General features: G+C 57.7%; 19 protein-coding genes. 4 read left to right on the forward strand and 15 right to left on the reverse strand.

Features of this window, described 5'->3' with window-relative positions; genetic code table 11:
• Positions 1-174: 174 nt before the first annotated feature.
• On the reverse strand, positions 175-1866 hold the full coding sequence (locus DWA01_RS04945) for a thiamine pyrophosphate-binding protein (RefSeq protein WP_114284680.1): 1692 nt from the start codon (positions 1864-1866) through the stop codon (positions 175-177).
• A gap of 177 nt (positions 1867-2043) precedes the next feature.
• Between DWA01_RS04945 and DWA01_RS04950 the strand changes: the two genes are divergently transcribed.
• From DWA01_RS04950 to proC, 3 genes are read left to right on the forward strand one after another with little or no spacing between them, the layout of a single operon-like run.
• On the forward strand, positions 2044-2742 hold the full coding sequence (locus DWA01_RS04950; protein WP_114284681.1) for a GntR family transcriptional regulator: 699 nt from the start codon (positions 2044-2046) through the stop codon (positions 2740-2742).
• 29 nt (positions 2743-2771) lie between these two features.
• Complete coding sequence (locus DWA01_RS04955; RefSeq protein ID WP_114284682.1) at positions 2772-3524, forward strand: aspartate/glutamate racemase family protein; 753 nt, start codon at positions 2772-2774, stop codon at positions 3522-3524.
• An 18-nt stretch (positions 3525-3542) separates the two neighbouring features.
• Positions 3543-4361: a pyrroline-5-carboxylate reductase gene (gene proC / locus DWA01_RS04960; RefSeq protein ID WP_114284683.1), complete on the forward strand. Its 819-nt coding sequence runs from the start codon at positions 3543-3545 to the stop codon at positions 4359-4361.
• A 316-nt stretch (positions 4362-4677) separates the two neighbouring features.
• Here the strand turns inward: proC and DWA01_RS04965 are convergent, their stop codons facing one another.
• The 10 genes from DWA01_RS04965 to DWA01_RS05010 form a co-directional block, all read right to left on the reverse strand.
• Entirely contained in the window at positions 4678-5199 is a 522-nt protein-coding gene (locus DWA01_RS04965) for a DUF2478 domain-containing protein (RefSeq protein ID WP_114284684.1), read from the reverse strand.
• Positions 5200-5222: 23 nt separating this feature from the next.
• Complete coding sequence (locus DWA01_RS04970; protein ID WP_160115961.1) at positions 5223-6503, reverse strand: molybdopterin molybdotransferase MoeA; 1281 nt, start codon at positions 6501-6503, stop codon at positions 5223-5225.
• Positions 6500-7198: a carbonic anhydrase gene (locus DWA01_RS04975; protein WP_235008423.1), complete on the reverse strand. Its 699-nt coding sequence runs from the start codon at positions 7196-7198 to the stop codon at positions 6500-6502. The genes DWA01_RS04970 and DWA01_RS04975 overlap by 4 nt, the downstream gene beginning before the upstream one ends.
• 14 nt (positions 7199-7212) lie before the next feature.
• Positions 7213-8019 carry a peptidylprolyl isomerase gene (locus tag DWA01_RS04980; RefSeq protein ID WP_114284687.1) on the reverse strand — a complete coding sequence of 269 codons (807 nt, stop codon included), beginning with the start codon at positions 8017-8019 and terminating at the stop codon, positions 7213-7215.
• Between the two features lie 5 nt (positions 8020-8024).
• Positions 8025-8795 carry a respiratory nitrate reductase subunit gamma gene (narI, locus tag DWA01_RS04985; RefSeq protein WP_114284688.1) on the reverse strand — a complete coding sequence of 257 codons (771 nt, stop codon included), beginning with the start codon at positions 8793-8795 and terminating at the stop codon, positions 8025-8027.
• Positions 8796-8806: 11 nt separating this feature from the next.
• Positions 8807-9517, reverse strand: coding sequence for a nitrate reductase molybdenum cofactor assembly chaperone (gene narJ / locus DWA01_RS04990; protein ID WP_114284689.1), 711 nt, complete (start codon positions 9515-9517; stop codon positions 8807-8809).
• Positions 9517-11046, reverse strand: a complete 1530-nt coding sequence (gene narH, locus DWA01_RS04995; protein WP_114284690.1) for a nitrate reductase subunit beta — start codon at positions 11044-11046, stop codon at positions 9517-9519. The genes narJ and narH overlap by 1 nt, the downstream gene beginning before the upstream one ends.
• Positions 11043-14780 (reverse strand): nitrate reductase subunit alpha, encoded by a 3738-nt coding sequence (locus tag DWA01_RS05000; protein WP_114284691.1) that lies wholly within the window; start codon positions 14778-14780, stop codon positions 11043-11045. The genes narH and DWA01_RS05000 overlap by 4 nt, the downstream gene beginning before the upstream one ends.
• A gap of 61 nt (positions 14781-14841) precedes the next feature.
• The gene (locus DWA01_RS05005) at positions 14842-16236 is read right to left on the reverse strand and encodes a NarK family nitrate/nitrite MFS transporter (RefSeq protein ID WP_200832505.1); all 1395 of its coding nucleotides are present in this window, start codon (positions 16234-16236) and stop codon (positions 14842-14844) included.
• Positions 16237-16317: 81 nt separating this feature from the next.
• Positions 16318-17679: an MFS transporter gene (locus DWA01_RS05010; protein ID WP_114284692.1), complete on the reverse strand. Its 1362-nt coding sequence runs from the start codon at positions 17677-17679 to the stop codon at positions 16318-16320.
• Positions 17680-17934: 255 nt separating this feature from the next.
• Between DWA01_RS05010 and DWA01_RS05015 the strand changes: the two genes are divergently transcribed.
• Positions 17935-18633, forward strand: coding sequence for a cyclic nucleotide-binding domain-containing protein (locus DWA01_RS05015; protein ID WP_114284693.1), 699 nt, complete (start codon positions 17935-17937; stop codon positions 18631-18633).
• Between the two features lie 1061 nt (positions 18634-19694).
• On the opposite strand, the gene thrC is transcribed toward DWA01_RS05015, so the two are convergent.
• The 4 genes from thrC to DWA01_RS05040 all read right to left on the reverse strand — a co-directional run bounded on the left by thrC (position 19695) and on the right by DWA01_RS05040 (position 24004).
• Positions 19695-21083 carry a threonine synthase gene (gene thrC / locus DWA01_RS05025; RefSeq protein WP_114284695.1) on the reverse strand — a complete coding sequence of 463 codons (1389 nt, stop codon included), beginning with the start codon at positions 21081-21083 and terminating at the stop codon, positions 19695-19697.
• Positions 21080-22147 (reverse strand): L-threonine 3-dehydrogenase, encoded by a 1068-nt coding sequence (gene tdh, locus DWA01_RS05030; RefSeq protein ID WP_235008425.1) that lies wholly within the window; start codon positions 22145-22147, stop codon positions 21080-21082. Before tdh ends, thrC begins: the two co-directional genes overlap by 4 nt.
• Complete coding sequence (locus DWA01_RS05035; RefSeq protein WP_114284696.1) at positions 22144-23352, reverse strand: glycine C-acetyltransferase; 1209 nt, start codon at positions 23350-23352, stop codon at positions 22144-22146. Before DWA01_RS05035 ends, tdh begins: the two co-directional genes overlap by 4 nt.
• Positions 23353-23437: 85 nt before the next feature.
• Complete coding sequence (locus DWA01_RS05040) at positions 23438-24004, reverse strand: helix-turn-helix domain-containing protein (protein ID WP_114284697.1); 567 nt, start codon at positions 24002-24004, stop codon at positions 23438-23440.
• Positions 24005-24548 lie beyond the last annotated feature (544 nt).

Genomic DNA, 24548 nt, shown 5'->3' on the forward strand with positions numbered 1-24548 from the left:
AATTCCGCGCACATGCCAAGCCCGGGCCTGGGCAAAATTTCCCCTTGTGCGGCACGCGCCAGGATTTCAACCCATTGCGCCGCTGTTCCGGACCTGTGCCGGCACCCGGCGATCTGCGGAAACCGCAGAGGCCGGATATCCGGATCAGTGATGTTTATCTGCAGCGCCATTTTCTTATCCCATCCAGCGCCGGACGGGGGCATTGCTTTCTTCAAGGGCCTGGCACACCACATCCACCAGTGTCGGACCGTCATGTTCGATGGCCTCTTTCAGCACCCGTTCGAGATCTTCCGGGTTTTCGACCCGCCACGATTTCACCCCATAGGCGGCGGCAATTCTGGCCTGGTCGGTCGCTGTAAAATCAACGTTATAATAGCGCGCGCCTTTGTCCGCGTACTGGCTGGCTTTGATCCAGCCAAAGGTCGCGTTTGAGAACACGATATAGGTGATCGGCGCCCGCGCACGGCAGACGGTTTCCAGCTCTCCGACTGTAAATCCGAAAGACCCGTCGCCCATCATCGCCACAACTTTACTGGAAGGGCGGCCATACCAGGCACCAAGCGCGGCAGACATGGAATAACCCAAAGCGCCGTGAGCGCGGTTGGTGATGAAGTAGCGCCCCGGTTGTGACTGCTGGTAGTAGGCCGAATAATAAGGGCAACTGGTGCCCGGATCGGACACAATGGTCGCATCCAACGGCAAGACTTTCATCATCGCGTCAATTATCCGCTCGGGGCGGATCGGTGCTTCGTTACTCTGGGCCAGTTTGTTGAAGATCTCAAATTTGCGCTTCTTGATGTCAGCGATCGCCGCTGCGCCACCAAAACTGTCAGCGCCCTGGTCGCGCGCGTCCAGGACAGCATTCACCGCAGCAAGCGACAGACGCAGATCACCGACAACGCCGACTTCGGTGCGGTAGTTCGCGCCAATCACCATCGGGTCACAGTCAAAATGCACGATCCGGGTTCCCGGGGCCGGCGCTTCCCAGCGGGATGTGGTGGTAGAGCCCGCACGCGCGCCCATAAAGATCACCAGATCGGCCGCTTCCATCATTTCCCAGGTCTGATCGGTGCCGCCGTTTGAGCCAACAACGCCAAGACAGTTGGGATGGGTTTCCGCCAGCGAGCCCTGCCCCGATATCGACGTCGCAACAGGTATATCCAGCCGCGTGGCCAGCCGGTCCAACTCCTCCATCGCACAGGCAATCACCACACCACCGCCACAGACGATCAGTGGGTTTTTGGCGGAGAGAATTGCATCGACAGCGGCCTCTGCCGCGCCGGGCTGAGGCGCCACGGGATAGGCCGGATAGCTGGAATGCGCGTCATCCGCCCAGACGTCAGACGGATCAACCGAGTCGTATTGAATGTCATAAGGCAGACCAAGATGCGCTGCGCCGGATCGGCCAGTGGTCATCGCCCGGAAGGCTGTGCGGACCATGCGCGGGATATGCTCAGCTTGTTTGATCACCGTGTTCCATTTGGTCAGCGGCCGCATCAGGGCTTCCTGATCCACTTCGGTCAGGGGATATTTGCCATAGGAAGACACCGAAATATCGGTGGTGATGCCCAGAACCGCATAGGAGCTTTCAGACGCTTCAATCAGCCCGGGCAGCAGATAAGTCGCGCCGCCACCAGAAGGGCCCTCGGCAACCCCGACCCGCCCGGTCACCCGGGAATACGCATCTGCCATATAGGTTGCACTGCGCTCATCCCGTGTCAGCACATGGGTCATCTTGTGATCCAGTTGCAGCATCGCATCATAAAACGGAAGCGTGGTGTCGCCACACAAGCCAAATATATGCTGAACACCGTGTGCTTCCAGCATCCGCACCATAGCTTCTGCGCCATTCATTTCGTTCGCCACCTGATCGCCCCTCCATGGGTTTCAGTCGATTTGGACGGTACACCTGGAATTTCCAGTCGTGCACCAAACTGTATACAGCTTATTATTCAGTCTTGCATTCATGTCAACAGCCATTTATATTTACCCTTGCAGCATGGTAGCAGGGGCGAAACACTGACCCCTGGCGGAGAGAACACAATGGCGAAACAGGAAAGCAACGTTGACCGCATCTATAACGCGTGCCGTCAGATGGCGGCCAATTTCGAGTTCAAGCCGGATGAGCGCATCAACGAAAGCAGCCTGGCCACAAAGTTGGAAGCCAGCCGCACCCCGGTTCGCGAAGCGCTTAACCGCCTGGTTGCCGAAGGGTTCCTGACGTTTCAGAACGGGCGGGGTTTTTTCTGCCGCTCGCTCAGCCCCAACCGGATCATGGACCTGTATGAAGCGCGTGTGGCGATTGAATGTGAGGCCCTGCGCCGTTGTGTAGAACGTGCTACTGACGACGAGATTGCGCTACTGGTCTCCTATCTCGACGCGTCTGAGCCCCATTACCAGACCTGCGACGACCCGATGGAACTTTTGGGCATGGATGAAAAATTCCATATGGATCTCGCCCGTCTGTCGCAAAATTCTGAACTTGTCCTGATGTTGAACAATCTGAACGACCGAATTCGTTATGTGCGGCTGGTGGATTTGAAAAGCCTGCGCAGCAGCGCGCCTATTGTCGCCAGCGAAGCCGCACAATTGTCGGCGCACCGGATCATTCTGGCAGCCGTTGAACGGCGCGACGGTGACGCAGCAGTTGCCGCAATGCGCAGCCATATTGAGCGAAGGCGCGAAGAAGCCACCGACGCGGTGCGCATCGCCTATTCCCAGCTTTATGTGCCTAGCGACTGACTAACCCCTGAACCCCGAAAGGCCAGCTCATGACACAATTTAGCGGCGGCAAAACCGTCTTTGGCGCCTCCGTCGGCATCCTGATGCTGGAAACACAGTTCCCGCGCATTCCAGGCGACATTGGCAATGCAACAACCTGGCCGTTTCCAGTACATTACCGGGTGGTGCGCGGTGCCACGCCTGACAATGTCGTGCGCGATGACCCCCGCAAGCTGGTGGAGGATTTCATCAAAGCCGGGCGCGATCTGGTCAGCATGGGCTGTGATGGCATCACCACCAATTGCGGCTTTCTTGCCCTGATACAGGACCAGATCAAAGATGCGCTGGGCGTGCCGGTGGCCACCTCATCGCTGATGCAGATCCCGTTTGTGCAGGCAATGCTGCCTTCTGGCAAACAAGTAGGTGTCATCACCATATCCAAAGAAACACTGACAGCGGAACACCTTCGCGCCGCAGGTGTGACGGACGATGTCCCTGTTGTCGGCACCGATAGCGGGCGGTGTTTTACCCGCGACGTACTGGGGGATCGGCCCGAGATAAATTTCGCTGACTGCCGGCTCGACCTGCTCGACGCCGCGAATGACCTGGTGACGAGCTATGACAATATCGGCGCCATCGTGCTGGAATGCACCAATATGGTGCCCTATGCCGCAGATATCCGCCGGCTGACGGGCGTGCCGGTCTATTCGATTGAAACGCTGGTGACCTGGTTCCAGGCCGGGTTGGTGCCGCGCCGTTATCCGCTTGAACTGGATGACCCGCGCCTGTTGCCCGGCACCTGATCAGACAGAGAGAAGCAAATGGACTTTCAGAGCGTAAATGAAAATGGGCTTGGCCTGGTGGGCTGTGGTAATATGGGCTCCGCTCTGCTGCGCGGCTGGCTCGCCGCCGGGCTGTCCCCGACCGCCATCACAGTGATTGATCCGCGCCCCTCTGACTGGTTGGCGGGGTTACAGGCCTCCGGGCTCAGGCTCAATCAGGACATGCGACCTGACACAGCGATCTGTGTTCTGGCGGTAAAACCGCAGATCGTGGTCGATGCGGCACCTCAGATTGCAGACCTGGGCAACGGGCGCACTGTATTCCTTTCGGTGGCGGCGGGCACCAGCCTGGCCACTCTGCAGACCTGCCTTGGTGGGCTCACACCGGTGGTGCGGGCGATGCCAAACACCCCGGCCGCAATCGGACAGGGTATCACCGCGCTTGTGGCCAATGAACATGTGTCCAGCCGGGACCTGGCTTTGTCAAAGCAGTTGATGCAGGCCGTCGGGCGCGTCGTGATCTTGCAGGAGGAGTCCCAGATGGACGCGGTCACTGCGGTGTCCGGCTCCGGCCCGGCCTATGTTTTTCATCTTGTCGAAGCACTGGCGGCGGCAGGCGAAAAACACGGGCTTGCCGCGGATATCGCGCTTGAGCTCGCCCAGGCCACAGTTTCAGGTGCCGGTGCCATGGCGCTGCAAAGCGACGAAACCCCTGGTCAGTTGCGCCAGAACGTGACCTCGCCCAATGGCACCACCGCCGCTGCGCTGGAAGTGCTGATGGACGAGCGCCACGGCTTCAACAACCTGCTGGAGCGCGCTGTCGCAGCCGCCAAAGCGCGCAGCCAGCAGCTTGGCTGATCTGAGCTGAAAAGCTCTCAGGGTTAATATGCCTACGCGCTGCCCGTGGTCTGGCTGCCAAATGTTCAGTTGGCAGCCGGTTCGCGCGAACAGGCTCCTGACGCGTTCACCACAGGTCCAGGCCGGGATCTCAGCTATGTGAGATAAGCCGCTCAGTGCCGCGCCGTCTGTTTACCCGATTTGAACGCCCCCTTAGCTTTGCACACTTCCCCGGTCAGGCGCAAAACCACCGTCCGGCAGGGATAAACCTGCGCCAATCTCAACTCTGCCTGCCAATGGCGGCATGGCAGGCAGACGGTACTGGGCTTGCCTGCGCTTATGCGGCTGTGGATCGTCCGGCAATTTTATCTGTGGCCCAGTCGACAATCGCAGCCGCGCTGGTTGGCAATTTTATCGCCAGCCCTCCGGAGAACTCCAGAAACGCGGCCTCGTTCATTTGGTTGACGGCGGTGACAACCGGCAATCCCAATGACAAAGCCTCGGCAATCAGATCGCGAAATCCACGCCCGTCGGCTTCGTGTTTGCCGAATTTATTAAGGATTAGCAGCGCGCTGTCCGCATTGAGACGGGACTGCACTTCAACCACCGCCTCTTCCAGCGCTGAGGGATCCAGCTTGCAGCCGCGCGCCTCTTTGCCCAGAGATTGCGAAATTCGGATGGTAGGACCGTCTGGCAAAACCCGTACATCCATGTCGCAACCGCGGCAATCCGGGCTGTCAGAATTGGTCTGCACGACGCCGGCCAACTGCAGCCCCCGCAGAGCAAGCAAGCCGGCAACCTCAGCAAGAACCGTGTCTGTTTTGCCCTGCTCTGTTGTGGTGATATATGCGATATCCATTGGATCCTCACGTTATTGGTTGTTTATTTGCCCTGAAAGGGAATGAATTCTAGCAGATCCCCGGCGGCGATCTGGTCCACAAAGGACGGTATGCGGATCAACCCGTCAGCATTCAAAACTGACGTAATCCGCGCGGAATGGCTGGCCTGTGCCACGGACACACGCTCGGTGCCACCAGCGTCATAGCCAACAATCTTTGCCGGGCGATATTCGCAGCGGCCCGGCCGGTGCTGCAAAGCATGATCCGCTTTGACGTGGCGGCCCGCGCGTGCCTTGGGTGTTCTGGCAGTCAGATGGTCCAGCATGGGACCGCCCAGTACATTCCAGGTGACAAATGCGGAAACCGGGTTGCCAGGAAGTCCAATCAGCACGGCCCGGTCAATGGTCGCCAGGGTAAAAGGTTTGCCGGGTTTGATCGCGACGCCCGACAGGGCCACCTGCCCGCCCGCGACTTTGATGGCGGCCTTAAGATGGTCCTCTTCCCCGACCGAAGCACCGCCGGTGGCGACAATGATATCCGCAGTCGCTGCAAACCGCCGGAGCGTCGCCGCCATTTCTGCGCAATCGTCAGATATCCGCAGGCGGGCAATCAGCTCGACAGAAGGATCGCGCAGCGCCGCCTCCATCATCGGTGTGTTCACATCTGATATCTCGGACCCGGTGAGCGGCCCACCCGCGGTTTTCAACTCTTTTCCGGAGACAAGCAACACCACTTTCACCCTGCGGCGCACCGAAAGACTGCCGGCACCGGCGGCAGCGGCACAGGCGATCTGCACTGGACCAAGCGTGGTACCGGCACGGATCAGCGTTTCACCCCTGGCGTATTCCTCGCCCGCCCTGCGGATGTTCAGCCAAGGTTGAACCGGCTTTGAAAAGGATATCTCTGCCCCCCTGCGCACCACTTCCTCCTGCATGATGACAGCGTCAAACCCCCCGGGAATACGAGCGCCAGTGAAGATCTGAACAGCGGCAGCCTGCGGATCAATATCAGCGTCCGGATCCCCTGCGGCAATGCGGCCACCGAGGGCCACAATCCACGGGCCGGTTTCTGCAAGCAGAGCAGTCCGGACGGCAAAACCATCCATGGCGGAATTGTCAAACCGTGGCGCAAGATCAGTGGCGCAGAGATCCCCGGCCAGGATCCTGCCGGGCGCGTCACGGAGTTTCACGACCTCTGTTTCCGAGACCGGCACAACAAGCGAAATTCCATGGGCAAGAGCCGCGTCAACCGGCCACAGCCCTGCTTTGACGTCTGCACGGTCACATCCGCATTGAGATGTTGAAATCGGTTGGGAAATTGTCATTTCATGTCTCCCACACCGGAATGCCCACCCGTCACGGTGCATTCAAGGTTGCGCAACAAGCCATCTTTCAGCCCGTAAATCAGCCCATGCACCGCAATGCTGCGCCCGTTTGCCCATGCCCGTTGCAGAATGGGCGTCTCGCAAACCCGGCGTACGCCTTCAACCACATTAAACTCCGCTAGTTTATCGCGATGGGATTCGGTATCGGCGCATTGGCTGAGATCGATTGCATATTGGCGTTCCAGCCTGCGGATGGGTTCGAGCCAGTGATCGGCCAGCCCGTGTGGCAGGTTTTCCGTCGCCGCTTTGATGCCGCCGCAGCCGTAATGGCCACAGACGACAATTTCCCGCACTGCCAACGCGTCGACAGCAAATTCAAGCGCGCTGAGCAGGTTCATGTCAGACGAATGGATCACATTTGCCACGTTGCGGTGGACAAAGACTTCTCCCGGATCAAGACCCGCCACGACATTGGCCGGCACCCGGCTGTCAGAGCAGCCGATCCAGAAATATTCCGGTGACTGCCGGGTGGCAAGACGGGCGAAATACTCAGGTGCCGCGCGGGTGCGCTCTTCAGACCAGGCAGCGTTTCTGGCAAGCAGATCAGACAACATGAAAGTTTTCTCCGGCGTGAGGCTCAGGGTAACGCCCGGACGCGCCGGACGTGAGATTATTGATTTGGGCGTATGCAGCATTCAGTATTCCAGGGTCAGGATGCAGGAAACTTTCCCATGTCAATTCCGCTGATTTCAGCCCGCGCGACAAGTTCGTCGCCAAAGTGACGGGCGCCACGCGCCCAGGCGACTTTTTCAAGCATTTCAACAATCTGACCCTGCACCGCCTCAAAGGGCAGCAATTCCCCAGTTGCCTTGGCGTCCAGACGCAGGATGTGAATACCATAGCGGCTTTCGACCGGCTCAAGCGCAAGTTCGCCTGGGTTCAGCTTTTCAAGTGCGGCTTCAAATTCAGGCACGGTGTCGCCCGGAGATATCTGCCCCAATTGCCCGCCCGCATCCCGCGACGGGCAGTCGCTTTCGTTGCGCGCGAGAGACGCAAAGCGATCCGGTTGCGTCTTCAGCACTTCAAGCACAGCCTGCGCCCGTTTCAAAGCGTCTGAGCGTGCGGCTGCATCTGCGGGGTCGGCAGCAAACAGAATATGCGCCGGTTCATAAAGCGAAGGCGCCCGGAAGCGGTTTGGTGCGGCGTCATAGGCTTTGCGCACGGCCTGCTCCCGGGGCGGTTCAACCTCCACGCGGGCCTCCAGCAGCGCGCGTATTACTGCCTCCTCCGGGGTTTCGACCTTGCCGGGTGAGAGTTCCTTTGGCTCGGCCTGCTGGTTCACGCGCTTTGCTTCCTGCAACAGCAGGCTGCGCATAACCAGCGCCCGCGCTGCTTTACGCCAGGCAAGGCCAGGTTTGCCTTTTGGCGCAGCATGGTTCTGCGCCTCAGAAGCAATGGCAACCTGGGTTATCGGTTCACCATTGACGACAATATCGGGGAAAAGCGGTTTGTTCATCTCTGTCACTCCGCGGGTTTTGTGGTTGGTTTAACGGGCCGGGTCCGGACCGCTTTCTTGGTGGCCGGCGCGATTGTATTGCCGCGTTTGGGCAAAGCTGTCTGCCGGCGCGAGCGCACCACCTGATAGCCAGGCCGAGTCAGATAGCGCAGCGGCACCGACAGCATGTGAACCAGGCGTGTGAAGGGGAACACCAGGAAGATCGTCAGCCCCAGAACCAGGTGCAATTTGAAAATCAGCGCCACTTCCGCGACCTGATCAGCAGCCCCGCTCTGGAACGTAAGGATCCCCTGCGCCCAGGCCATAAACTTGACCATTTCACCGCCGTCCAGATGCTGAACCGAGATAAAGATCGTGCCGACACCCAGCACCAACTGCGCCAGCAGCAGAGCCAGGATGGCAATATCTGCAAAGCTCGAAGTCTTGCGGATCCGCGGATCAGTCCAGCGGCGGTGAAACAATATGCCGCCACCGGTCAGCGCCATCACCCCGGCGATCCCTCCGGCAATCACAGCGAGCGTTTGTTTGAACTCATTGCTGACGCCAAGAAAGTGAAACAGGCTGATCGGGGTCAGCAGACCTATCAGGTGGCCGAAAAAAATCACCAGCACGCCGACATGAAACAGGACAGAGCCCAAAATCAGCTGTTTGCGACGCAAAAGCTGACTTGAAGAGGATTTCCACGTGAACGGATCCCGCTCATAGCGCGCGATTGAGCCAATTATCATCACGCTGATTGCGATGTAGGGATAAATCCCGAAAAGAAAGTTGTTCATCTGAAACTCCTTCACAAAGCCCGGGCCGGCGAGACCGGCGCGGGGTTAACGGGGGTGTCCATACTGGCCAGCATGTCGCGAACCTGAGGGCAGCCAGCGTCCGGGTCCGGACCAAAGGCAACCTGGGCTTCTTCCCAGACCGCGTCCAATGCATCAAGATCGTCCGGATTGTCATCCTCTTCACTCAACATCCTGGTGATCACTTCGTCATTGTCAGAGAGCCCGGACAACAACAGCAGGCCCGCGAACACGGCCGCATACTTGCTTTTGCGCCGCTCAAGCCGGGTTTGAAGCACCTCAAAAATATGCGCTGCATCCGCCAGGGTCTCTTTGGCCTCCGCAAGCGGTCGGGTGGCGAGAAACTCCAGCAACACCGGCAGGTGATCCGGCAATTCGCTTGTGGCGGGCTCAAATCCCCCATCACGGTAGGTTTCGACCAGATCGACCATTGCGCCACCCCGGTCACGGCTTTCGCCATGCACGTGTTCAAACAGGTTCAGCGACAGGGTGCGGGAGCGGTCAAAGAGATGAACAAAGCTTTCCTGCTGCTCATAAAGATCTGTGCTCCCGAGCCACTCAAGAAGTGGCTCGAGGTTGCTTTGCGCCGTTTGGTCCAGCAAGCCCTCGGAACGCAGTGCCGAGCGGATGTCGCTGATGGCGGCCTGCAGATCTTCAGACGGGTAGCTCAGCAGGGCTGAAATGCATTTGAGTGTCATCAACATCAGAACGCCTCCGAAGGCAGGATGAGGGTTTTCTTTTTCTTCTTGCCGCCAAACATCGAACCTTCGCTGATGCCCGGGGAACAGCCGTTGCCGTCGGTAAAGCCGCAGCCGCCGCGCAGGTCATAGGCTTCTTCAACCGTTTCACGATGGGTTGTGGGGATCACAAACCGATCTTCGTAATCGGCCAGCGCCATGATTTTATACATGTCCTCGATGGTGCGCCCTGACAGTCCAACGCGTGCGGCGATGCCTTCGTCAATGACGCCGTCGATGGTTTTGGACCGCATATAGGCGCGCATCGCCAGCATACGTTCCAGCGCGCTCACTACGGGTTCTTCGTCCCCTGCTGTCAGCATATTGGCGAGGTATTTGACCGGAATGCGCAGCGAGCGCACATCGGGCATTTCACCGTCATGACCAATGTGACCAGCCTCCGCCGCGTTCTGGATCGGCGACAGCGGTGGCACGTACCACACCATTGGCAGCGTCCGGTATTCCGGGTGCAGCGGGAAGGCGATTTTCCAGTCCATCGCCATTTTCCACACCGGCGAATTTTTCGCCGCTTCAACCCAGTCGTCCGGAATGCCATCGGCGCGGGCAGCGGCCTGAACTTCGGGATCATTGGGATCGAGGAACAGGTCAAGCTGTGCCTGATAGAGGTCTTTCTCATCCGGTGCATTGGCCGCCGCTTCGATCTTGTCGGCGTCATAGAGCATCACACCCAGATAACGGATGCGGCCGACACAGGTTTCCGAACACACGGTGGGGTTGCCACTTTCAATACGCGGATAACAGAAAGTGCATTTCTCGGATTTGCCGGTGTCCCAGTTGTAATAGACCTTTTTATAGGGGCAGCCGGAGACACACATGCGCCAGCCACGGCATTTTTCCTGGTCGATCAGCACGATGCCGTCTTCTTCGCGTTTGTAGATCGCACCCGACGGACAGGCGGCAGCACACGTCGGGTTGAGACAATGTTCACAGAGCCGCGGCAGGTACATCATGAAAGTGTTTTCGTACTCGCCGTAGATCTCCTTCTGAATGCCCTCAAAGTTGTAATCCTTTGAGCGTTTGGAGAATTCACCGCCGAGAATTTCTTCCCAGTTCGGACCCGTTTCGATTTTCTCCATCCGCTCGCCGGTGATCAGCGAACGCGGCCGCGCCGTCGGAAACGCCTTCATTTCCGGCGCCGATTTCAGATGGTCGTAATCAAAGGTGAAGGGTTCGTAATAATCGTCAATCTCGGGCAGGTCCGGATTGCCAAAGATATTCGCCAGAATGCGCCATTTCGCGCCCTGTTTGGGCTGCAACTTACCCGATTTGGTGCGTTCCCAGCCGCCATTCCACTGGCTCTGGTCTTCCCAGTTTTTCGGATAACCAACACCGGGTTTGGTTTCGACATTGTTGAACCAGGCGTATTCAACACCTTCCCGGCTGGTCCAGACGTTTTTACAGGTCACGGAACAGGTGTGGCACCCGATACATTTGTCGAGGTTGAGTACCATTCCGATTTGCGCACGAATTCTCATTCTGCTGTCTCCTGTGTATCTGCCGGTTGATCGAGCCAGTCGACCTTGCGCATTTTTCTGACAATGACGAATTCGTCGCGGTTGCTGCCGACGGTTCCGTAGTAGTTGAACCCGTAAGACAGCTGGGCATAACCACCGATCATATGGGTGGGTTTCAGCGTGGTCCGGGTGACCGAGTTGTGGATACCGCCACGCAGGCCGGTTTTTTCCGATCCCGGTGTGTTCACGATTTTTTCCTGCGCGTGATACATGAAGATCGTGCCTTCTTTCATGCGCTGTGACACCACGGCACGGGCGGTCAGTGCCCCGTTGACGTTATAGGCTTCGACCCAGTCATTATCGACAATCCCGGCTTTGGCAGCGTCGATTTCAGACAGCCAGACCACCGGGCCGCCGCGGTTCAGCGTCAGCATCAGCAAGTTGTCGGAATAGGTCGAATGGATGCCCCATTTCTGATGCGGGGTGATGAAGTTCAGCACCAGGTGCGGATTACCGTCACGCGCATCTGTGTTCACATCCCTGGTGATGGTCTTCAGATCTACCGGAGGGCGGTAGACGCAGAACCCTTCGCCAAAGGCGCGCATCCACAGGTGATCCTGATAAAGCTGCTGACGACCGGTCAGGGTGCGCCACGGGATCAATTCATGCACGTTGGTATAACCAGCGTTGTAACAGACCTCCTCGCTTTCAATGCCCGACCAGGTTGGTGAGGAGATGATTTTGCGCGGCTGGGCAGCAATGTCACGGAAACGGATCTTTTCATCGGCTTTTGACAGCGCCAGATGGGCATGCTCGCGCCCGGTGATTTCGCTGAGCGCATTCCAGGCCTTCACAGCAACCTCACCATTGGTTTCCGGTGCAAGCATCAGAATGACCTCAGTCGCGTCGATGTCGGTGTCAATTTTTGCACAGCCTTCCGCCGCGCCTTCGTCCCAGGTGCCGTTCAGTTCACGCAGGAGCTGCACTTCGTGTTTGGTGTCCCAGGCAATGCCTTTGCCGCCATTTCCGGCCTTCTCCAGCAGCGGCCCGAGTGCAACAAACCGGTCGTACAGTGCGGTGTAATCGCGTTCCACTTCGATGAAGTTTGGCGCGGTTTTGCCCGGAATCAGATCACATTCGCCTTTCTTCCAGTCCCGCACCTGGTCCTGCGCGATTTCTGCAGGGGTGTCATGCAGGATCGGCAGCGCAACGATATCGGTTTCCTTGCCAAGGATTTCCGGCGCCACTTCCTGGAATTTCTTCGCAATGGATTTGAAAATTTCCCAGTCGGATTTGCTTTCATAGGCCGGGTCCACCGCCGCCTGAAGCGGGTGGATGAACGGATGCATGTCACTGGTGTTCAGGTCGTTCTTTTCATACCAGCTGGCGGTTGGCAGCACGATATCAGAATAAACGCAGGTGGTGGACATGCGGAAATCGATGGTCACCAGCAGGTCCAGTTTGCCGCGTGGCGCGTCCTTGTGCCACTTGGCTTCTTTGGGCATGGTGCCGCCTTCTTCGCCAAGATCACGTCCCAGCACACCGTGGTCGGTGCCCAGCAGGTGTTTGAGGAAGTATTCGTGGCCCTTGCCGGAAGAGCCCAGCAGGTTGGAGCGCCAGATGAACAGGTTGCGCGGCCAGTTTTCGGGTGCATCCGGATCTTCGCAGGACATTTCCAAATCACCGGATTTAAGCTGCCCGGCGACATAGGCCGGGATGTCCTGCCCTGCCGCTTTTGCCGCTTTGGCAACCTCAAACGGGTTGGTTTTCAGCTGCGGTGCCGATGGCAACCAGCCCATGCGTTCAGCGCGGATGTTAAAGTCGATCATGCTGGCGTCCCAATCGCCCTCGGGCGCGGTGGGTGACAGGATTTCATCAGCGCGCAGGGTTTCATAGCGCCACTGATCGGTGTGGGCATACCAGGCAGACGTCGCGTTCATATGGCGCGGCGGTTTGCTCCAGTCCAGCGCGAAGGCCAACGGCTGCCAACCGGTTTGGGGGCGCAGTTTCTCCTGGCCCACATAGTGGCTCCAGCCACCGCCGGACTGACCGATACAGCCGCACATCACCAGCATATTGATGATGCCGCGGTAGTTCATATCCATGTGGTACCAGTGGTTGAGGCCGGCCCCCAGGATCACCATCGATTTGCCTTTGGTCTTTTCGGCATTCAGCGCGAATTCACGCGCAACAGTGATGATTGCATCGCGTTTAACGCCAGTGATCTTTTCCGCCCAGGCCGGGCTGTAGGGAATGTCCTCGTCATAGTCGCTGGTAACCCAGTCGCCGCCCAGACCACGGTCCAGACCGTAGTTGGCGCAGAACAGATCAAACACGGTTGCAACGCGGACTTCGCCTTCCGGAAGTTGCAGCGTTTTCACCGGCACGTTTTTGGTCAGAACGTCGGGGTGTTCGCATTTGACGAAGTGTTCAGTGGCCTGACCACCGAAATAGGGAAAATCGACAGCCACAACCTCGTCGCGGTCCGCCTCATCGATCAGCGTCATCTGCAGGCTGGTGGCATCGTCCCCTGCCCGCTCTTCCAGGTTCCATCCACCGCCCTCGCCCCAGCGGAAACCGACTGATCCGTTGGGTGCAACTATGTCACCTGTGTTGGAATTGATCGCGGTGACCTTCCAGTCGGGGTTGTTGGATTCCCCCAGGTCGTCGCTGAACTCATCGGCGCGCAGGAAGCGTCCCGGCACCAGTTTTCCGTCTTTTTCATCGAGACGCACCAGCATCGGCATGTCGGAATATTTACGGCAGTAGTCCTCGAAATATTCCGCCTGACGGTCCAGGTGAAATTCGCGCAGGATCACATGGCCCATGGCCATTGCCAGTGCGCTGTCAGTACCTTGTTTGGGCGCCAGCCAGATGTCACCAAATTTTGCCGCCTCGGAATAATCCGGACAAATGACGGCAGACTTGGCACCACGATAGCGCGCTTCGGTATAAAAATGCGCGTCTGGTGTGCGGGTCTGTGGCACGTTTGAGCCCCAGAGCAGCAGGAAGCCGGCATTGTACCAGTCGGCACTCTCGGGAACGTCGGTCTGCTCGCCCCAGGTCTGGGGAGACGCCGGTGGCAGGTCGCAATACCAGTCATAGAACGACATGCAGACCCCGCCCAGCAGGCTGAGGTAGCGCGACCCGGCGGCATAGCTGACCATCGACATTGCGGGAATGGGCGAGAAACCAAAGACCCGGTCGGGCCCGTATGTTTTGGCGGTATATGCGTTGGCGGCGGCGATGATTTCGGTGGATTCATCCCAGCTGGCGCGCACAAACCCGCCTTTGCCGCGGATCTCCACATAGGAGGCGCGCAGGATCGGATCCTGTTGCAGGCTGGTCCACGCTTCGATCGGCGTCATAGTCTTGCGCATCTTGCGCCAGGCCTTCAGCAACCGGCCACGGATCAACGGGTTTTTCACCCGGTTGGCGGAATAGAGATACCAGCTGTAGCTGGCGCCGCGGGCACAGCCACGTGGCTCATGGTTGGGCAGATCCGGACGCGTACGCGGGTAATCGGTCTGTTGTGTTTCCCAGGTGACGATGCCTGATTTGACGTAAATCTTCCAGCTGCAGGAACCGGTGCAGTTTACACCATGGGTCGAGCGCACAATCTTGTCGTGGCGCCAGCGGTTGCGGTAGGTATCTTCCCAGTCGCGGTTTTCACGGGTGACCTGTCCATGCCCGTCCGAGAACTGTTCCAGCTCTTTGGACTGCAGGAAATTCAATCTGTCCAGCAAGTGGCTCATAGTGTTCGCTCCTTGAATGCGGTGGCGCGGCAAACGGTGTCGCCGCGCGAAACTTTTTTGATCAGCACGGTACCGGTGCGTTCTTGCGGCTGTAGAAGATCCAGGTGATCAGCACGCAGAGCGCGTAGAACCCGGCAAAGGCCCACAGCGCCGCAGCTGGCCCGCCGGTCATTGCGATGGATGTGCCGTAAGATTTGGGGATGAAGAACGCGCCATAGGCCGCGATCGCACTGGTGAAAGCGATGATGGCGGCGCTTTCGCGCTCAACCTGCTTGCGCAGAGCATCACCCGCCAGCGCGGGCATCAGAACCGGCACCTGTTGCGCCATGATCGCAGGGATCATCTGGAATGTAGACGCATTGCCAACCCCAGTGAGGAAGAACAGCGCCATAAAGCTGGCAAAGAAACCCCAGAAGTTGCCTTCACTGCCGCCCAGAGGCAGGAACTGCAGCACGCCGATGACAGCAAAGATCATGCCGATAAAAGTCCAGAAGGTGACCCGGCCGCCGCCCCATTTGTCAGAAATCCAGCCGGTGCCGGCGCGGCTCAGTGCGCCGACAAGAGGACCAAGAAAGGCGTAGGACAGCACGTTCACTTCGGGGAACTGAATTTTCATCAACAGTGGGAAACCAGCGGCATAGCCAATGAAGCTGCCAAAGGTGCCGGTGTAAAGAATGCACATGATCCAGTTGTGTTTGCGGCTGAAAATGATCGCCTGGTCGCGGAACGACGCCTTGGCATCCGCAATGTCATTCATGCCAAACCAGGCGGCAAGCGCACTGATGATCAGGAAAGGCACCCAGATAAATCCGGCGTTCTGAATAAAGAGCTGGCCGCCATCACTCAACTGCTGAGGTTCGCCGCCAAGCGCACCAAACACGCCCATGGTGATTACAATCGGGACCAGGAACTGCATCACCGATACGCCCAGATTGCCAAGTCCGGCATTCATCGCCAACGCATTGCCTTTGCTCGCTTTGGGGTAGAAATAGGCGATATTGGCCATGGAACTGGCAAAGTTACCGCCGCCAAACCCGCACATCAGGGCCAGGACCAGGAATGTGGTGTATGATGTGTCCGGATCCTGCACCGCAAAGCCAATACCAAGCGCTGGCAAAAGCAAAGACGCGGTCGCAAGCGCGGTCCATTTGCGCCCGCCAAAGACCGGCACCATGAAGCTGTAGAAAATGCGCAGCGTCGCGCCCGAAAGGCCTGGCAGTGACGCCAGCCAGAAGCGCTCGGCGACGGTGAAATCAAAGCCGATGGCTGGCAGCTTGGCGACCACTACCGACCACACCATCCAGACCGAAAAGGCCAGCAACAGGTTGGGGATCGAGATCCAGAGATTGCGCCGGGCAATGGCTTTGCCTTTGCTGTCCCAGAACGCCGGGTCTTCGGGCCGCCAGCCTGTTAATACGTGGCCGGACTGACCATTGTTCATATCAGTGATCGCCATGGGATCCTCCTTTTGGACGGATTTGCTATCAAAGTGTTTCGGGGGCCGGCCCGTCTGCGACGGGCCGGCAGAAGGACGGATTTATTGCGCCGGCTGGGAGGTGGCCCGGGCCGGTGACGTTTCAGGTGTTGGTTTGCCAAGCGGTGCATCCGGCACATCTGAGAGATACTTTTCGTCGATCAGTGCAGGGTGACGTGCGCGCTCCATCCGGCGGATTGCGAGATGCATCCAGATCGTGGAGACCGCGACCAGCACGAACAAAAGCATGAACGGTGCGGTCCAGACGCCGGTGTAATCCAGCAGCATGCCAAAGGAGATCGGCAGGAAGAAACCACCCAGCCCCCCGATCATGCCCACCAGACCGCCGACTGAGCCGACGTGATGCGGGTAGTAGACTGGTATGTGTTTGTAGACCGCAGCTTTGCCCAGGCTCATGACAAAGCCCAGAACAACTGTCAGGCTGACAAAAGCACCAACCGAGAGACCGAAATTAAAGGTAATCGGGCCTTTGATGCCGGCGACCGAATAACTGGTTTGCGGATAGCTCATCAGGAACAGGATCACGAGCGAGATGACGAAGGTCAGATACATGACCCGGCGCGCGCCCATCCGGTCCGACATCCAGCCACCAAGGGCACGAAACACCGAGCCCGGCAGGGAATAGAGCCCGGCAAAAACGCCGGCTGTGGTCAGCTCCAGCCCGTAAGCACCGACATAGTAGCGCGGCAGGAAAGAGGCCAGGGCGACAAAGGCGCCAAAAACAAAGAAGTAATAGGTCGCAAAGCGCCAGACCCGAAGATCCTTCAAGGGCTCAAGCTGTTGTTTGGCCGAGACCGGACGCGCGCCGGAGCGTTTGCGTGCCACATGCACCGGGTCAGTCTTCGCAAAGACATAAAACAGCACTGCAGTGACTGCCAGCACGATTGCATAGATTCGCGCGGTGCCTTCCCAACCCACAGCAACCACCAGAAACGGCGCTGCAAAGTTGGTAACCGCGGCGCCCACGTTGCCAGCGCCAAAAATGCCGAGAGCAGTGCCCTGGTGTTCTTTTTCAAACCAGCGGGACGTATAGGACACGCCGACGATGAAAGAACCACCGGCCAGCCCGAGCCCGAGCGCCGCCAGCAAGAACACCTCATAAGTCTGAACCGAAGTCAGCAGCCAGACCGCCACGGAGGTGATCAGCATCTGCAGCGGGAAGATGATGCGACCGCCGAACTGTTCAGTCCAGACGCCCAGAAAAATCCGGCTGATTGATCCCGTCAACACAGGTGTCGCGACAAGCAGCCCGAACTGGGTGTCAGAAAGCCCCAGCTCGCCTTTGATTTTAACGCCAATGATTGAGAAGATCGTCCAGACCGCGAAACAGACGGTAAAGGCAAAAGTGCTCAGCCCGAGCGCACGATACTGGTCTGTTTTGCCGACCCCATCGAGCGTATTCATGTAGTGCGCCTCCAAATCAAGTGCCCCATCGGGCAGTTATTGAACTCGGGGACAAAGTGCATAAATCAGCGACCTTGCGGTATGATCGAGATCAAAGAAGGCAAATTTTCCAGTTAAATTAATGTGTTATTGAAAAATGTCCGATCGACACGCCATAACATTCCAGTCTATGGAGCGCTTTATTCCGCGCGCGCCTTGACCAGGTCTCACCGCCTGCTTGATAAACATCAAGAATTTCAACCAGGCAGGTGAGTCGTGCGGCAATCAGATATTTCAAAAGTGCGGTCCCTCGATCTTTTCCGGGACATGTCAGACGAGAGTTTTGAGATCCTGATCCACGGTGCGTTCCTGATGAGCTTTCCCGCCGGCAGCGATCTGATCACCGAAGGCGAGAATTCCGATTTTCTGCACATCCTGATTGAGGGGAGTGTTGAACTTTTTGCCGGCTGGAGCGGGCATGAAACCGTGATGGTGACGCTGCAGCCCGTTGCCACTTTTATCCTTGCAGCAACCATCCGGGACGCGCCCTATCTGATGTCGGCAAGAACGGTGTCAAAAAGCAGTGTTGTCCTGCTTCCCTCCTCAAACGTACGCGACGTGTTAAAACAGGACGGTACTTTTTCGAATGTGCTGCTTCAGGAGATGGCGCAGTGTTACCGGGCAGTGATCAAGAATACCAAGAACCTCAAGCTACGCAGTTCCGTCGAACGTCTGGCGAACTACCTGCTGCGCTGTCACCGGCGCGCGGGAAACACGCCTGAATTTGATCTGCTGGTTGAAAAGAAAAAGCTGGCCTCAACAATGGGCATGACACCGGAAAACCTGTCACGGGCGATTAAGGCGCTGAAAGCGCATGGGGTGGAGATCAGTGGCTCGAAAGTGCACCTCACAGATGTCGCCGCTCTGGAACGCTTCGCCGACCCGACCCCGCTTATTGACCAGGCCGACTACTGACAGGTGAATTCTGGAAGCCGCTCTGAACCGTGCCCCGGAAGAGCCGGAACAGGGCATACCGCCCCGGTTGCCTGAAAACCTGCATGTCAGCCTGTCGCTTTTTTACGGGCACGGCAGGCGCTCCTATTTCGGGTTACGTAACATCGCGTTTTACTCAACCGCACAGCGCTGCCAGTTCCCCTGGTGATTTCAGGCAGGATGAGTTCCAAATATTGTGTGAAAATAACGCGCCCCTTTTTCCTTAAGGACTGGGAACTCCCATCCAGAAACGCACCGGCATCGTCCATTTCATCCAATGCCCGAACCTGATTCCGGCTCCCTTCCGAACGGCTTAGCGGCATAAATTTCTGTGTCAGGTTGTGGAAATTCCCGTTGAGAGCAGCATCTGAAAACGGTTTTTCTGCGCTGCCCAATACAACAGATGGCTTTGAAAACATCTTGTTCCAATTTTCAGCCTCAGCTCAATCCGGGCCCACCGTTCCGCCAGGAATATTTCACGGCATTCAGGGTCTTTCACCAGGTCGATCACGTGCGAAGACAATAAGATAGTGGCATCTGCAAGCCCGTGAGGGCCGACTTTCTTAGCTGCCATAGAAAACGGCTGGTTGTACTAGACTTCCTCCGTGTTTTTTGACGCCCTGGCGCACTGCCGCCAGTTTTCATGGAATGTATGATTCCTGATCGCAGTAAAATTGCATCAAACGGCCTGTCGGCCTTCAACCGGAATTAAGCTTCAGCAGACGGCTGGGCCCAGCACTGTTATGTCGATCCTGACGTTCAGACCGGCTTGTTTCCATGACGTGGCATCGCCGGCAACATGTTCGATCCCGCCTCCCCTTGCGCGGACAGGCAGTCCTGCCGCACCGACGGATCCCAGAGTGGACAGGTAGCGCGTGCTGCAAGATTGAAATTCGAAAGTGCATGTACGCGGCCAAGGTCGTCAGAATTGCAGTTTGCTGGTTTGCACGCCTTTTCTGTTCGCCAGTGGCAGCGCCAGACCCTGGCGAAACTGCGGGCACCGCCACCATTACCACGCTATCGCTGCCCTGAGCACGGCGCCCTTATGATTTTTGCGACATGATCCAGGTTTCGACTGCGGCCTGCTCGTTCTCCAAAACCGTAAATTCCTCGGCATCGTCCATCAGGCGGCCCGTCCACACGGGCAGCGCCGGGTGAACGCCAGTGGCTTTTTCAACCGTTGCAGGAAATTTGGCCGGATCTGCCGTGGACAGCGTGATCATCGGAGCCTGGTCAGAGCAATGTTGGCGCGCAACATGCAATGCAACCGCCGTGTGCGGATCAAGAAGATAGGCGCAGTCGCTGTGCATGGATTTCATCATCGCGATGGTTTCAGCTTCTGTTGCTGTACCAACATCAAATCCGGACGTAACCGAGGACCGGATATTTTCAGGCAGATCATAGGCCCCGGACTGGCGCAACTGATCCATCATAGCCTTTACCGCCTGTGTGTCCCGCCCGGATGCTTCAAATAACAACCTCTCGAAATTCGACGAAATCTGTATATCCATCGACGGCGTGATGGTCGGCGTGACCTCTTGCATTTCATACCGGCCAGCGCTGAGCGCGCGGTTCAGAATGTCATTCTCATTTGTTGCAATGACAAGCCGTTCGATCGGCAAGCCCATCTGACGCGCCACATGCCCGGCATAGACATCGCCAAAGTTACCAGTAGGGACGGTAAATGAAACCGCACGATCCGGCGCTCCCAAACTTGCGGCGGCGGTGAAATAATACACCGTCTGCGCCATGATCCGGCCCCAGTTTATCGAATTCACTGCGGACAGACGCACCTTGTCGCGAAACCCATGGTTGGCAAACATGGCTTTCACCATGTTCTGGCAATCGTCAAAGCTGCCTTCAATCGCAATGGCATAAGTATTGTCAGCGCGCAGCGTGGTCATCTGGCGCTGCTGAACGGGTGAGACCCGGCCACGCGGAAACATAAAGAATATGTCGATATTACTGCGCCCGGAAAAAGCCGTCAGAGCCGCGCCGCCGGTGTCCCCCGACGTCGCGCCGACAATCGTCAGAGTCTCGTTGTTTTCCTGCAAAACGTAATCCATCAGCCGGGCCAGGATTTGCATCGCCACATCTTTGAACGCCATGGTGGGGCCGTGAAACAGCTCCAGCAGCCATTCATTGGCCCCGGTCTGGACCAGAGGCGTCACCGCAGGGTGGTGAAACGTGTCATAGGCGTCCTCAATCATCGCCTTCAGCGCCGCATCAGGGATTTCACCGTCCACAAAGCGGCGCATGACCTCAAAAGCGACATGGCTATAAGGTTTGCCGCGGAAAGACGCGATATCGCTGGCTGAAAATTCGGGCCAGGTTTGCGGCACATAGAGGCCACCATCCGCGGCAAGACCAACCAGAAGCGCCTGTTTGAATGTCAGCTCCGGTGCCGCGCCGCGCGTGCTTATATATTTCATTGTGCCGCCCCTGTATTGCCGGTCCAGTCCAGCACGACTTTGCCGCTGGACCCGGATTTCATTGCTGCGAACCCGGTTTCAAACTCATCAACGCTGAAGCGGTGCGTAATGACGGCGCTGACGTCCAGACCGTTTTGCAGCATGGCCAGCATTTTATACCAGGTCTCGAATATCTCGCGGCCATAGACCCCTTTGATGGTGATCGATTTAAGCACAATTTTCGACCAGTCCACCGCTGATTTTCCCGGCGGTATGCCCAGCATTGCGATTTGCCCGCCCATCACCATAGCGTCAATCATCTGGTCCAGCGCCAACTGCGATCCGCTCATTTCCAGACCGATATCAAACCCTTCAACCAGCCCCAGACTGGTCGAGACCTGTTTCAGGTCGGTGGTGGCAACGTTGACGGCCGTGACATCGGCGACGCGTTTCGCCAGATCCAGCCGCTCCTGATTGATGTCGGTGATCACCACATGGCGCGCGCCGATATGCTTGGCGACGGCGGCCGCCATAATTCCGATCGGCCCGGCGCCGGTGATCAGCACATCCTCGCCAATCAGATCGAAGGAAAGCGCAGTATGAACCGCGTTGCCCAGCGGGTCCAGAATGGCGCCAATATCGTCGCTGATGTCATCGGGCAACGGCACCACATTGAAGGCAGGCAGGCGCAGAAATTCGGCAAAGGCACCCGGTTCATTGACCCCTATGCCACGGGTCTCGGGATCCAGGTGAAACCGCCCGGCACGGCTGGCACGGCTTTTCATGCCGATCAGATGCCCCTCACCTGACACCCGCTGCCCAATGAACAGGTCGGTGACATTTTTACCCATCTCAACAATCTCGCCGGCAAATTCATGACCGGTGATCAATGGCACAGGCACGGTTTTGCGCGACCATTCATCCCAGTTCCAGATGTGGATATCGGTGCCACAAATACCGGTTTTGTTGATCTTGATCAGAACATCATCAGCGCCAATTTCTGGCACCGGCTCGCGTTGCATCCACAGGCCTTCTTCGGCTTTCGCCTTAACCAGCGCTTTCATTCCGTTCGGCTTGTCACTCATTTGATTGCCCCCACGGATTTGCCCGCTTTTTCAAACGCCGCCAGCGAAAATTCAAGATCGTCGCGGGTCAGGGCAGCGTTCATCTGAGTGCGGATACGCGCCGCCCCCTTTGGCACCACCGGAAAGAAAAACCCGGCCACGAACACGCCTTCCTCAAACAGCTGCGACGCCATGTCCTGCGCCAGCGTGGCCTCGCCCAGCATGACCGGCACAATCGGATGTTCGCCGGGAAGAAGGTCAAACCCCAGCCTTTCCAGCCCGGCGCGCCAGAACACCGTGTTTTCAAACAGTCTGGCGCGCAGATCGTCACTGTTTTCAACAAGATCAATGGCCTCAAGACCGGCCGCCACGATCGCCGGCGGCAGAGAGTTCGAGAACAGGTAGGGGCGCGCCCGCTGCCGCAACAGATCAATCACGGTCTGGGGACCAGCAATATAACCGCCGATGGAACCGCCAAGCGCCTTGCCAAGTGTTCCGGTGAGAATATCCACCCCGTCCGCCACGTCAAAATGCGCTGGCGTGCCACGCCCGCCTGGCCCCATGAACCCCGTCGCATGGCAATCATCGACCATCACCATGGCCTGGTATTTTTGCGCCAATGCGGTGATTTCCGGCAGTTTTGCCAGATGCCCGTCCATCGAAAACACACCATCCGTGGCGATCATGATAAAGCGCGCGCCGCCGTTACGGGCGTCGACCAGCTGCGCTTCAAGATCCGTCATATTGGAATTTGCGTAACGATAGCGCCGGGCCTTGCACAGCCGGATGCCGTCGATGATCGAAGCATGGTTCAGCGCATCGGAGATGATCGCGTCCTCTGCCGTCAACAGCGGTTCAAACAGACCGCCATTGGCGTCAAAACACGCGGCAAACAGGATGGCGTCGTCTTTTGCCAGAAATCCGGCCAGACGCTGTTCCAGCACACGGTGCTGATCCTGGGTACCGCAAATGAAGCGTACACTGGCCATCCCAAAGCCATGGGTGTCAAAGGACTCTTTAGCCGCACCAATCAGACGCGGATGATCGGCCAGGCCAAGGTAGTTATTGGCGCAAAGGTTCACTACACGTGTGTGGCGTTTGCCCTGGTGCTGCACATCAATCCGGCCGCCCTGCGCCGAGACAATCTGGCGTTCTGTCTTATACAGACCCGCCGATTTGATCTCCGACAGGGTCGCGCTGATATGGTCGAGAAAGGCGTTTTCCATTGAACCGCTCCTTGTTTCCCCACCAGCATTCCAGTTTTGCAAAATTTGTCAATATATTGCGTTATCCCTCCAATATAATGGATTTTTATGAATTATGTACGATCAGAAGCGCTCTGGCAGGCGCCCCGACGGCCCGAATCGCATGGGTGCAATCCGCCGCATAGCGCAGGGTATCGCCCTCCGCGAGCTGCGCGGACTCATCGCCGGATGTGACTTCAAGCGCGCCCTCCAGCACCGTCAGATCTTCATGGCAGCCTTGCCGGTGCGGCTCGCTGATCAGCGAAGCGCCGCTGGTAAACCGGATGTCATACACTTCCAGCTGTCCGGCCTGACCGGGCGGACTGAGGATACGTATCCGGCAGCCCTCGCCCTGGCTGTCGATGGTCGGTGTCCGGTTCGCGCGCATGATTTCCCGGATCGTGCCAGCGCCACTGTCATCGTCCAGAAGCCCGGCAAAATCGACCTGCAGCGCCTGGGTCAGGCTCCAGAGCGTCGCCACCGTCGGGCTGGATTGTCCGCGTTCGATTTGTGAGAGCATTGAGCGCGAAACCCCTGACAGTTTCGCCATCGCTTCCAGGCTCAACCCTTTGCTTTTACGGGTTTCCTTCAGGCGCGTGGCCAGGCGGTCGGTGATACTGTAATCTGCTTCCATACCATAAATTGCGGAATGAACAGAGTTATGTCAATGGTCCCCGGTCCACACATGCCTCACCGGAATTGCCACAAATTCAAACCAGTCAGCAGTCTCTCCGCCTCGGAGTTTTCGCTTAGGGTTGATCAGATGAGCGCCCGCTTCGATGCAAGCCGCAAAGCTCGTGGGCTGAGCCCTTGCTCGTTTCGATTATCGCAAAACCATTTTTCGTCTACATCCCGTGCCAGGAAAGTGTGTCGGAGGCAATTTACGCAGGGCTGCGGATACCCCAAGCGGTTGTCCGGGGCCTCCCGGCTATTTTGTACGGGAGTGTTGAACGCCGGTCTTGGCTCGAACCAGCCGTTCACCGGTTTCGAAGCGCTGCCGTCGCCGGCAATGGCAGGAGCGGCACCAATTTGGTATTGGTGGGCAATGGACTTGCCGCGCAAAAGTTCCGGTCTCTCATCTCATGTTAGGCGGCCTTTCGTTCGAAGGCCAAGGGGCTTTTTCCACCAAGCGATGAATGCCGCCGTCGAGGGTTATAGAACCCATTGATGTACCGGAA

Origin of the sequence: Candidatus Halocynthiibacter alkanivorans (genome assembly GCF_003333265.1) — a bacterium.
In the GTDB taxonomy this organism is placed as follows: Bacteria; Pseudomonadota; Alphaproteobacteria; order Rhodobacterales; family Rhodobacteraceae; genus Halocyntiibacter_A; species Halocyntiibacter_A alkanivorans.